Below are 11,237 nucleotides of genomic sequence, written 5' to 3' on the forward strand. Positions count from 1 at the left end.
CCGCCATGTGGAAGATGCTGAAATGGAGTGTCATCGGGGGGGGAGTGCTGCTTATCCTGTCGGATATCGAGATCAGCACCTCCCTCTACAAGTACGAAGACAACAGCGTGCAGATCAACTTCCCGCGCTGGCAGGGCGAGCAGCCCTGGGGCACCCTGCGCTGGCATGCCGGTCAGGTCGAGAGCCACTGGTACGGCCTGGCAGGCAAACCCAAGCCGGCATCCGTGCTCTGAACACGAAACCACCTTGCAATGCACTCGTTGCACAAATGAAAGAGGCCAGCAAATGCTGGCCTCTTCTTTTATGTTGTTGGGGTGACGATCAGGCGGCTTCGGCAGCCAGCTTGTCACCACCACGTACCATGGTGCCCAGGCCGCAGGCCAGCAGGGTGGGCAGCAACCAGGCCAGGCCCTTGTCGAACAGCGGCAGGAAGGCGAACGCATCCATCTTCATGCCGGCCGCACCCAGACCGTCCAGGCAGCCGAACAGGAAGGCAACCAGCAGGACGGAGCGGAATACCAGACGAGGACGTCCGAAGTAGCTCTTCAGGAAGGTAACCAGCACCAGCGCCACGGCAACCGGATAGATGGCGACCAGCACCGGGATGGAGAGACTGATGAGCTGGCTCAGACCGACGTTGGCCACCACGGCACAGACGGCCCCCAGCAGTACGACCAGCTTCTGGTAGCTCATACCGGTGAGATTGTGGAAGAAGTCGGAGCAGGCGGAGATAAGGCCCACGGCCGTGGTGAAACAGGCCAGAGTGATGATGGCTGCCAGAATGAACTGACCCGGCTGGCCGAACAGGCTCAGGACATAGGCGTTGACGATGGCGCCGCCATTGCTGATGTCGGTGGCGACCCCGCCGGCGGTGTTACCCAGCTGGAACAGGGAGACATAGACCACGGACAGGCCGATGGCGGATATGATGCCCGCGATGGCCAGGTACTTGAACTGGCTCTGGTAGTCGTGGATGCCTTTCTTGCGCAGCAGATCGACGATCAGGGCGCCAAACATCAGGGACGCCAGGGTGTCCATGGTGTTGTAGCCTTCCAGGATCCCTTTCACCAGGGGGCTGTGCTGATAGTCGCCTGACGCGGCGGGCATGGAGCCCTGGGGTGCGACGAAGACGCCGATGGCCAGAGTCAGCAGCAGCAGCATCAGTACCGGGGTCAGGTATTTGCCGATGGCATCCATCAGCTTGCCCTGATTGAGGGAGACCAGAATGGCCACGCCGAAGAAGACCACGGTGTAGGCGGCCAGTCCGGATTGACCCATGTCACCGAGGAAGGGCTTGAGACCCATCTCGTAGGCTACCAGGCCGGTACGGGGGGCGGCAAAGGCCGGGCCTATGATGATGTAGATGGCGACGGCCAGCGCGGTGGCGATGCCGGTGGGCAGCAACTTGGTCATGCCGGCCCAGCCATTACCGGCCTTGGCGACGGCGAGAATGGTGATGAGGGGCAGGCCCACGGCGGTCACCAGGAAGCCCAGCATGGCCAGGGAGAGGTGTTCACCCGCCATGTAACCGGCCAGGGGCGGGAAGATGATGTTGCCTGCGCCCAGATAGAAGGCGAAGGTCATGAAGCCCAATCCGAGTACATCGGACAATGTGAGTGATTTCGTCAAGTTCAACCTCGTCTGTCTTGTAAACTATTGCTTGTTATAGTTTTTTATTGGTCAGTGACCGGCGTTGTTCAGGGGTAAAAAAAAGGAGCCCCGCTGCTTTTTTCATCGCCACCAGTGGTTTGAGCTGGTCTTGAGCGGGCGCTCGTTTGATAGTCAGCATAATGATGTGAAAAAATAGTTCAAGGCGAAATTTACATCTTCAAATAGAAGGGGTGGGTTAGTTGGATGTATCTGTCGGAATAGCCTCCAGCAGTAGAATGGATCACAATTTCACCCTGCTCACACCTGCTTAATCCTCTGCCAAGTAGCAATAAAACGCGATTTGCCTCTTTCCCCTCCCTGGTGATAACAGCTGTATAACAAAGGCTGTACAGATCATAATCTGCCGAGATGCATAAAATTTCATCTGCCATGGCGGTCGGCAGCACCAGTGCCAGCCGTCCATCCTGACTCAGCAGGCGACGGCTTGCCGCCAGCAGCGCATGGGGACCGAGTGCCCCCGTATGGCGGGCCAGCGCCCTGGCCGGATCGCTAAATACCTGACCTGCCAAGAAATACGGGGGGTTGGAGACGATGAGATCGTAAGGAACAGCCTGATAGTCCTGAATGGCATTCTCGATAATGGTAACCCGGGAGGCCCAGGGGGAGGCCGCCACGTTATCCCTGGCCTGCTCCGCTGCATCCTTATCCAGCTCCACCCCGTCGATCCGGCAGTCGTTCGTGCTGCGCTGGGCCAGCATCAGGGCGATGAGGCCGCTACCGGTACCGATATCCAGTACTCGACGCGCATCGGCAACGGGAGCCCAGGCTCCCAGCAGGATGCCGTCTGTGCCCACCTTCATGGCACAGCGGTCATGGTCGATATAAAATTGTTTGAAGGTAAAACCGCTGCTACGCCCCATCTGACCCTCGTTGCTAGTCCGCCATAGCGAAAATGGTCGGCGATTATAGCGGCTAAGCCACAGTCGCCATAGGAGCTGGCGGCATAATCGCCTATAATCTGCCGTTTCCTTAATGACCGAGTATTGCCATGAGCCAGTCCTTTGATGATTTCGACCTGAATCCAGCCCTCAACCGGGCCTTGGCCGAGATGGGTTTCACCCGCCCCACTACCATCCAGCAGATGGTGCTGGAGCCAGCCCTGGACGGCCGCGATATTCTGGCATCCGCGCCGACCGGTACCGGCAAGACCGCCGCCTTCCTGCTGCCAGCCATGCAGCATCTGCTGGACTTCCCGCGCCGCAAGCCGGGCCCGTGCCGCATGCTGATCCTGACCCCGACCCGCGAGCTGGCACTGCAGGTCAGTGCACATGCCAGGGCGCTGGCGGTACATACCCATCTCAGTATCGAGACCATCATCGGCGGCGTCAGCCATGAAGAGCAGCTGCCGGCCCTGACCAAGACCACCGACATCGTGGTGGCCACTCCGGGTCGCTTGCTCGAGTACATCGAGAAGGAAGAGTTCGAGAGCCACGACATCGAGGTGCTGGTGCTGGATGAAGCGGACCGCATGCTGGACATGGGCTTCATCAAGGATGTGAACCGCATCGTGGAAGAGGCGCGTTACCGTAAGCACACCATGCTCTTCTCCGCCACCCTGGAAGGAGCCGGCTTGACCAAGTTTGCCAACGAGATCCTCAATGATCCGGTCGAACTGCACGCCGAGCCGCCCCGCAGCGAGCGTCGTCCCATCACCCAGTGGGTACACCTGGCCGATGACGCGGCCCACAAGCTGGCGCTGCTGATCCATATTCTGAAGGATCCGCAGACCCAGAAGGCCATTGTCTTCGTCAAGACCCGCGAGCGGCTGGCGGAGCTCTCCGGTCAGTTGCAGGCGGCCGGTGTTTCCTGTGCCTGGATCCGTGGCGAAATGGAGCAGAGCAAGCGCGTCGAGTCGATCCGCAAGTTCCACGAAGGTGAAGTGCCCTTCCTCATCGCCACCGACGTGGCCGCCCGGGGTATCGACTTGCCCAACGTCAGCCACGTCATCAACTACGACATGCCCTACGGCACCGATGTCTATGTTCATCGCATCGGCCGTACCGGCCGTGCTGGCAACCGTGGCTGCGCCATCAGCCTGGTGGAAGCCCACGACATGGCCATGGTGGCCAAGATCGAGCGTTACACCGAGGAGCGGCTCAAGCGTCGGGTGATCGAGGAGCTGCGCCCGAGGCACAAGGAGGCGCGAGTGCCGGTGAAGAAGAAGAAACCGAAGGATGGCAAGAAAAAGAGCACCAAGAAGAAAAAGAAGTAATGCCCCATTGACGTTGAAACGGCCATCCTCGGATGGCCGTTTTGCTGCCGGTCTTCCGGCCCGTGTGGTGAGAAGCGCGCAGAAAAAAGCCGACGCATTAACGTCGGCCAACAAAAAGTGCTTACAACAGAGGATTCATAGGTTCAGACCCGGGGATCTCGAACTTGGTTCCCTCCATTTGTAATTAATTTTCAGTGCGCTTGAACATCAGCGTGTGATCGTCGGACTCTTGTGGAACGAAATAGTAGCCAGCCTCATTGAACCCGGTCAATTGGGTTACCTCGGTCAGCCGGTGCTTGATGATGTGGCGGGCCATCATGCCGCGGGCCTTCTTGGCGTAGAAGCTGATGATCTTGAACTGGCCGTTCTTCTCGTCCTTGAACACCGGCGTCACGATGCGGCCCTTCAGGGCCTTCGGGCGAACCGACTTGAAGTATTCGTCAGACGCCAGATTGATCAGCACCTCGCTGCCCTGTGCAGCCAGCACCTTGTTCAGTTGCTCGGTGATGATGTCACCCCAGAACTGATAGAGATCCTTGCCGCGCTCGTTGTCGAGGCGGATCCCCATCTCCAGCCGGTAGGGCATCATCAGATCCAGCGGTCGCAGCACGCCGTAGAGGCCGGACAGCATGCGCAGGTGCGCCTGGGCAAAGTCGAGATCCGCTTCGCTGAAATCCTCCACGGCGAGGCCGGTGTAGACATCACCCTTGAAGGCCAGCAGGGCCTGGCGGGCATTGTTAGGGGTGAAATCCGGCTGCCATTCGGCAAAGCGGGCGGCGTTGAGTCCCGCCAGTTTGTCGCTGATCTTCATCAGGCTGGCGATCTGATCCGGGGCCAGTTGCCTGGCCCGATGGATCAGTAGGGCGGAGTGATCCAGCAGCTCGGGCAGGGTGAAACGGGAGGTCACCAGCGGCGACTCGTAATCCAGCGTCTTGGCCGGGGAAACCACAATCAGCATAACTGTCCTTTACTAGCGGTGACGCACGTCCCTCATTCATCCAGGGTCACGTTGTCGAGTGTGCCTGCACCCAGCTGCTCGCGACCCGACAGCTTGATCAGCAGTCGCAGGTCGTTGGCGGAGTCGGCATGGGCAAGGGCCTCACTGTAGCCAATTTGGCCGGCGCAGAACAGGGTGAACAGCGCCTGATCGAAGGTCTGCATGCCGAGCTCGCCGGATTTGGTCATCACCTCCTTGAGCCTGTGCATCTCGCCCTTGCGGATGATGTCGGTGATGAGCGGGGTGTTGAGCAGGATCTCGAAGGCGGCGATCCGGCGGCTGCCATTCACGCTGGGGAGCAGTTGCTGCGCCACGATGGCGCGCAGGTTGAAGGAGAGATCGAACAGGAACTGGCGGTGTTTCGCCTCCGGCACCAGATGGAGGATGCGATCCAGCGCCTGGTTGGCGTTGTTGGCGTGCAGGGTGGCGAGGCAGAGGTGGCCCGTCTCGGCAAACTGGATGGCCAGTTCCATGGTTTCTTGGGTACGGATCTCACCGATCAGGATGACATCCGGTGCCTGACGCATGGAATTCTTGAGGGCCACGTCGAAGGAGTCGGTGTCTATGCCGACCTCCCGCTGGGTCACCAAGCAGCGCCCATGCTGGTGGACGAACTCCACCGGATCCTCCACCGTCAGTATGTGGCCGTCGCCGTGCTGGTTGCGATAACCGATCATGGCCGCCTGGGTGGTGGACTTGCCAGCCCCCGTGGCACCGACGAACAGCACCAGCCCGCGTTTGGCCATGGCCACATCCTGCAGGATGGGGGGCAGTACCAACTCCTCGAAGGTGGGAATACGGGTCTCGATACGACGCAGCACCATGCCCGGCATATCCTGCTGCCAGAAGGCGCTGACCCGGAATCGGCCAAGTCCTTCGCGGTGGATGGCGTAGTTTGCCTCCCGGCTATGCAGGTATCGCTCGAAGTGCGTCTCGTCCAGGCTATCCCTGACCAGGGCCAGCGCCGCCTGCCTGTCCAGCGGCCCCCCCTCGAGCGGTACCAGGCGTCCATTGACCTTGAGGGTGGGGGGAGCGTCGACCGTGATGAAGAGATCCGATCCCTTTTGTTCAACCAGTGCAGCGAGCAGAACATCCATGTTCATAGTGTCTCCTTGGGTATGAAAGCATCTTAAATGCTGTTGGGATCGGCCGCCTTGGCCCTGGCATCGAGGGCGGCAACCACGCCCCGGTTGACGAGCTGCTTGAGGCTCTGATCCATGGTTTGCATGCCGTGGGTCATCCCGGTCTGGATGACGGAGTAGAGCTGGGCGACCTTGTCTTCCCGGATGAGGTTTCGCACCGCCGGGATCCCCAGCATGATCTCGTGGGCTGCCACCCGACCACCGCCGATCCGCTTGAGCAAGGTCTGGGAGATGACCGCCCGTAGGGACTCGGAGAGCATGGATCTCACCATGTCCTTCTCCGAGCCGGGGAAGACGTCGATGATCCGGTCTATGGTCTTGGCCGCCGAGGAGGTGTGCAGGGTACCGAACACCAGATGACCGGTCTCCGCCGCCGTCATGGCGAGGCGGATGGTCTCGAGGTCGCGCATTTCACCCACCAGTATGATGTCCGGGTCCTCACGCAGGGCCGAGCGAAGGGCGTTGGCGAAACTCTTGGTATCGCGGTGCACCTCGCGCTGGTTGACCAGGCAGCGCTTGTTCTCGTGCACGAACTCGATGGGATCCTCAATGGTGAGGATGTGGTGGTGGAAGTTGTCATTGATGTAATTGACCATGGCCGCAAGCGTGGTGGACTTGCCCGAACCTGTCGGGCCCGTGACCAGCACCAGGCCGCGCGGAAACTCGGCTATCTTGCGGAACATCTCGGGAGCTTCCAGATCCTCCAGGGTCAGAACGGTACTGGGTATGGTGCGAAACACGGCGCCAGAGCCCCGCGCCTGTTGAAAGGCGTTGACCCGAAAACGCGCCATGCCGGGTACCTCGAAGGAGAAGTCCACCTCGAAATTCTCCTCCAGCTCCTTGCGCTGATAGTCGTTCATGATGTCGTAGATCAGGGCGTGCACTTCACGGTGATCCAGGGCGGGTAAATTGATCTTGCGAACCTCTCCATCAACCCTGATCATCGGGGGAACCCCGGCTGAGAGGTGTAGATCCGAGGCCTTATGCTTTACACTGAAAGCCAATAACTCTGTGATATCCATAGATTTGTTATTCTCCCATCACAAGATCACGAACGAAATATGAGCCAGATTGCCCAGCACCTGCTTCAGGTAAAGGAACGTATTGTACAGGCCGCCAGGCGAGTTGGCCGTGGCGCCGATCATATCCAGCTGCTTGCGGTCAGCAAGACCAAGCCGCTTGAAGACATCCAGGCCGCCTATGCCGCCGGTCAGCGCCGCTTTGGCGAATCCTATGCCCAGGAGGCCGCCCTCAAAATTGATGCCCTGCGTGAGCAGGCTGCCTGCCAAGACATAGAGTGGCACTTTATCGGCCCGCTGCAATCGAACAAATCCAGGTTGGTGGCGGAGCGATTCGATTGGGTGCAAAGCGTCGATCGTGACAAACTTATCGAGCGCCTCAACAACCAGCGTCCAGCCGGGTTGTCACCGCTAAATGTCTGTCTGCAAATCAATATTAGCGGAGAGAGCAGCAAATCCGGTACGTCGGAGCAAGAGATTTTCCGGTTGGCCGCCCTGGTTGCCCAGAGCGAGCGACTGGTGCTGCGTGGCCTGATGGCCATCCCGGAGCACACCAGCGACGAGGCGGTTCTGGCTGTGCAGATGCGGCGCATGCAGGCTCTGTTCACCGAGCTTGCGCAACAATACCCGAGCGTCGACACCCTTTCGATGGGCATGACCGAGGATCTCGAGGCCGCCGTCGCCCATGGCAGCACCATGGTCCGGGTCGGCACCGCCATCTTCGGTGCCCGTGATTACTCATGAACAGAAGCATGCGGTGTAGCCTGTCCTCGCCTTCGTCGGCCCGGCACACCGCCGCATTGGAAGCCATTAACAGGAGTGTGTGATGCAACATAGAATTCTCGCCTTTATCGGGGCGGGCACGCAGGGCTCCGCAGTCATTTCATCAGCAGGAGTGCAAGATGCAGCATAAGAGAACCCTCGCCTTCATCGGGGCGGGCAACATGAGCCGCAGCATCATTGCCGGCCTGATCCAGGCCGGTTATCCGGCCGGGCGGATCATCGCTGCCAACCCCAGTCGGCCCAAGCTGGACGAACTGGCTGATCAGTTCGGCATTCGCATCACCCAGAACAACGCCGAGGCGGCCCGTGAGGCTGACGTCATCGTGCTGGCGGTCAAACCCCAGCTGATGGCGGCCATGCTGGAGGCGCTGGTGGCCGAGCTGGGGTCGCTGGCGGGCAAGCTGCTCATCTCCATTGCCGCCGGTATCAAGGTCGAGCGGTTGCAGGAGATGGCGGGGGGGCATGCCCGCATCATCCGCACCATGCCCAATACCCCCTCCCTGCTGGGCTTGGGAATGACCGGGCTCTATGCTCCGACCGGCATAGATCAGGCGGATCGCGACTTCGCCGAACAGATGATGCAGGCCGTCGGCAAGACCCTCTGGGTCGCACAGGAGAGCGGTATCAACGGCGTCATCGCGGCGGCGGGCAGCGCCCCGGCCTACTTCTTCCTGTTCATGCAGGGGATTGCCGAGGAGGCGGAGGCCATGGGCTTCTCCCCCGAGCAGGCCCGTCTGATGGTGCAGCAGACCGCCCTTGGCGCCGCCGCCATGGTGGAGCAGAACCCCGAGCTCTCCCTGCAGACCCTGCGCGAGCAGGTCACCAGCAAGGGCGGCACCACGGCCGAGGCCGTCAAGACATTCCAGGAGCAGGGGCTGAAGCCGCTGACCTCACGTGCCATGCAGGCGGCCGTCACCCGGGCTGCCGAGATGGAAACCCTTTTCTGAACCTTTTGTAGCAAGGAGCCCGGATGAACACGGCTTACTTTTTGATTAATACGATTTTTGATCTCTACCTCATGGTGGTGCTGTTGCGAGTCTGGTTGCAGTGGGCCCGCGCCGATTTCTACAACCCCATGAGCCAGATGGTGGTCAAGGTGACCAACCCCCTGGTGATCCCGCTGCGCCGCATCATCCCCGGCTTTGGCGGGCTGGATATGGCCTCGGTGCTGCTGGCACTCATCATCGCCTTCGCCAAGCTGGCGCTGCTCAAGAGCATGAACGTGCTGCTGACCGACTGGCTGACCCTCAGCCTGTTTGCGGTGCTCACCATACTGAAGAAGACGGGCTCCATGATCTTCTGGGTGCTGCTGATCCGTGCCATCCTGAGCTGGGTCAGCCAGGGCCGCAACCCCATCGAATACGTGATGCATCAGCTGACCGAGCCCTTCCTGGCACCCATCCGCCGCATACTGCCGGCGCTGGGTGGACTGGATCTCTCGGTGCTGGTCGCCTTCATCGCGCTGCAGGCCATAAACTATCTGTTGGGGGATCTGTTCGGCCAGCTGTGGTGGATGATCTGATGCCCGCCGTCCTGCTGGAAGGGGACGAGCTGGTGTTGCATCTGATGATCCAGCCCAAGGCGAGCCGGGATCAGATCGTCGGCTTGCACGGGGACGAGTTGAAAGTGGCCATCACGGCACCGCCGGTGGATGGTCAGGCCAACAGCCATCTGATCAAGTATCTGGCCAAGCAGTGCAAGGTGGCCAAGGGGCAGGTCCGCATCGTGCGGGGGGAGCTGGGACGGCACAAGACGGTCGCCATCGAGGCACCAAGACAGATCCCCGCCGAGATCGCCGCCCTGCTGGAGAGTGGAACACGAGAAGGATGACATCATGAAAACAGTCTGGATGAGCTGCCTGCTGGCACTCTTGATGACACTGCCACTGCGGGCGGAACAGATGAAGGCGCTGGGCCCCTGGCAGGTGCACTACAGCGCCTTCAACTCCAGCTTCCTCACCCCTGAGGTGGCCAAGGCTTACGGTCTGGAACGCAGCCGCTACAACGGCATCGTCAACATTGCGGTGCAGAACAAGCAAGGGGTGGCTCAGGCGGTGGGCATCAGCGGCGAGGCCAAGAACCTCACCGGCACCATCCGTACCCTGAGCTTCCAGGAGGTGAAGGAGGGGGACTCCATTTACTACCTGGCGGTGCTGCCCTACCGGAACGAGGACACCTACCAGTTCACTCTGAAGATCATGGGGGAGGGGCAGCAGCAGACGCTGACCTTCCAGCAGACCTTCTACGTCGACTAGCTGTCCGGATGCGATGAAAATGCCCCGAACCCACAGGTTCGGGGCATTTTTTATCCGGCGAGAACCTGCCTACACAAGTTAGCGGCTGGCCAGCGGGTAGGTGAACAGGGCCAGGTGGGCGAAGTTGAACAGGAAGTGGATCGCGATGGCGACGCTCAGGTGCCCGCTCAGCAGGAAGGCCAGGCCGTAACAGGCCCCCGCCAGGGCGGCAAACAGCACCAGCAGCGGACCGCCGGCCAGGTGCGCGGCCCCGAACAGCAGGCTGGCGACCAGGAGGCCGAGCCAGGGCTTGCTTCGGCTCGCCACTCCTTGCTGAATAAGGCCGCGAAACAGCGCCTCTTCCGCCACGCAGGTGAACAGCAGGTTGTTGAGAGCGAACAACCACCACCAGTGGGGCAGTCCCACTTCGGGCTTGAGGGCCCCCAGTTGCCAGGCGGTGATCAGCAGGGCTGCCAGCGGCAGTATGAGCAGGGCCAGCGGTCGCCAGCGCATCGCGCCGCCCGGGCCGAGCAGGGCGGGCCAGGCCAGCAGCAGGCCGAAGAAGATGAGCGGCTTGTCCAGATTGAGGTAGAGGGTGAAGGGGACGCTGGCGGGACCGGCCTGCACCCGATCCAGCACCTTGAGGTTGTCAAAGCCCGGCACCAGGTGCAGCGTCAGGGCCAGGGCCCACAGCAGTACCAGCGTCAGCGCAACGCCACGCCAGGGCTGGGGGAGGGTGGGCGTGCGCCAGGCCAGCAAGAGACCGGCGAGGCTGACCAGCGCGGCGACCGGGCCGAGTCGCTCCAGCCAGAGCGCGGTTAGCAGGGCAATCCCCAGCAGGATCAGGCCGCTCCGCTGCTGGCGGGCCAGGCAGAGCAGCACGGCCAGTCCCAGGGCGAGCCAGATGAGGGTGTCAGGGAGTGGTAACATTGAGTCTCCTTATGGGTTGCAAGGGGCGCACCTTAACGAGCCTTCGCCTCTCGCACAAGGCGCAATGGACTGGTCGGAGCCCAGGCGTGCTCCTTCTTGCCGCCGGTGCTGACGGAGCGGACAATAAAAAAGGCGCTGTCCCAATTACGTGTTGGAAGACTAACCTTGGAGTAGGTCATCACCTTGAGGGCCTCCATCATGGATACCCAAGCCTTCCAACATCTCCTTACCCTGTTCCCGCAACTCTCTG

Annotated in this window: 13 protein-coding genes; 7 read left to right on the plus strand and 6 right to left on the minus strand. The window is 60.9% G+C overall.

Going from position 1 to position 11,237, the window contains the following annotated elements; translation table 11 throughout:
* Positions 1-5 precede the first annotated feature (5 nt).
* On the plus strand, positions 6-233 hold the full coding sequence (locus KW824_RS15820) for a hypothetical protein (protein WP_218410283.1): 228 nt from the start codon (positions 6-8) through the stop codon (positions 231-233).
* Positions 234-321: 88 nt separating this feature from the next.
* Here the strand turns inward: KW824_RS15820 and brnQ are convergent, their stop codons facing one another.
* Entirely contained in the window at positions 322-1,584 is a 1,263-nt protein-coding gene (brnQ, locus tag KW824_RS15825) for a branched-chain amino acid transport system II carrier protein (protein WP_042649820.1), read from the minus strand.
* A gap of 236 nt (positions 1,585-1,820) precedes the next feature.
* Complete coding sequence (locus KW824_RS15830) at positions 1,821-2,531, minus strand: tRNA1(Val) (adenine(37)-N6)-methyltransferase (RefSeq protein WP_218410284.1); 711 nt, start codon at positions 2,529-2,531, stop codon at positions 1,821-1,823.
* Between the two features lie 128 nt (positions 2,532-2,659).
* Between KW824_RS15830 and srmB the strand changes: the two genes are divergently transcribed.
* Entirely contained in the window at positions 2,660-3,883 is a 1,224-nt protein-coding gene (gene srmB / locus KW824_RS15835) for an ATP-dependent RNA helicase SrmB (RefSeq protein WP_005332263.1), read from the plus strand.
* Positions 3,884-4,067: 184 nt separating this feature from the next.
* On the opposite strand, the gene yaaA is transcribed toward srmB, so the two are convergent.
* From yaaA to tapT, 3 genes are read right to left on the minus strand one after another with little or no spacing between them, the layout of a single operon-like run.
* On the minus strand, positions 4,068-4,841 hold the full coding sequence (gene yaaA / locus KW824_RS15840) for a peroxide stress protein YaaA (RefSeq protein WP_218410285.1): 774 nt from the start codon (positions 4,839-4,841) through the stop codon (positions 4,068-4,070).
* A 32-nt stretch (positions 4,842-4,873) separates the two neighbouring features.
* The gene (locus tag KW824_RS15845) at positions 4,874-5,983 is read right to left on the minus strand and encodes a PilT/PilU family type 4a pilus ATPase (RefSeq protein ID WP_042649788.1); all 1,110 of its coding nucleotides are present in this window, start codon (positions 5,981-5,983) and stop codon (positions 4,874-4,876) included.
* A 26-nt stretch (positions 5,984-6,009) separates the two neighbouring features.
* Positions 6,010-7,044: a type IVa pilus ATPase TapT gene (tapT, locus tag KW824_RS15850; protein WP_041206426.1), complete on the minus strand. Its 1,035-nt coding sequence runs from the start codon at positions 7,042-7,044 to the stop codon at positions 6,010-6,012.
* Positions 7,045-7,083: 39 nt separating this feature from the next.
* On the opposite strand from tapT, the gene KW824_RS15855 reads away from it, so the two are divergent.
* The 5 genes from KW824_RS15855 (at position 7,084) to KW824_RS15875 (ending at position 10,078) form a co-directional block, all read left to right on the plus strand.
* Positions 7,084-7,785 (plus strand): YggS family pyridoxal phosphate-dependent enzyme, encoded by a 702-nt coding sequence (locus KW824_RS15855; protein ID WP_042649789.1) that lies wholly within the window; start codon positions 7,084-7,086, stop codon positions 7,783-7,785.
* A 158-nt stretch (positions 7,786-7,943) separates the two neighbouring features.
* The gene (gene proC, locus KW824_RS15860) at positions 7,944-8,771 is read left to right on the plus strand and encodes a pyrroline-5-carboxylate reductase (protein WP_043128937.1); all 828 of its coding nucleotides are present in this window, start codon (positions 7,944-7,946) and stop codon (positions 8,769-8,771) included.
* Positions 8,772-8,794: 23 nt separating this feature from the next.
* On the plus strand, positions 8,795-9,346 hold the full coding sequence (locus KW824_RS15865) for a YggT family protein (RefSeq protein WP_025325667.1): 552 nt from the start codon (positions 8,795-8,797) through the stop codon (positions 9,344-9,346).
* Complete coding sequence (gene yggU / locus KW824_RS15870) at positions 9,346-9,654, plus strand: DUF167 family protein YggU (protein ID WP_043128939.1); 309 nt, start codon at positions 9,346-9,348, stop codon at positions 9,652-9,654. Before KW824_RS15865 ends, yggU begins: the two co-directional genes overlap by 1 nt.
* A 4-nt stretch (positions 9,655-9,658) precedes the next feature.
* Positions 9,659-10,078, plus strand: coding sequence for a DUF4426 domain-containing protein (locus KW824_RS15875; protein WP_218410286.1), 420 nt, complete (start codon positions 9,659-9,661; stop codon positions 10,076-10,078).
* A 78-nt stretch (positions 10,079-10,156) separates the two neighbouring features.
* On the opposite strand, the gene KW824_RS15880 is transcribed toward KW824_RS15875, so the two are convergent.
* Positions 10,157-10,987: a CPBP family intramembrane glutamic endopeptidase gene (locus KW824_RS15880; RefSeq protein ID WP_218410287.1), complete on the minus strand. Its 831-nt coding sequence runs from the start codon at positions 10,985-10,987 to the stop codon at positions 10,157-10,159.
* Between the last annotated feature and the right edge of the window lie 250 nt (positions 10,988-11,237).

The sequence above is a fragment of the Aeromonas sp. sif0611 genome (assembly GCF_019218845.1).
GTDB lineage: Bacteria > Pseudomonadota > Gammaproteobacteria > Enterobacterales > Aeromonadaceae > Aeromonas > Aeromonas media.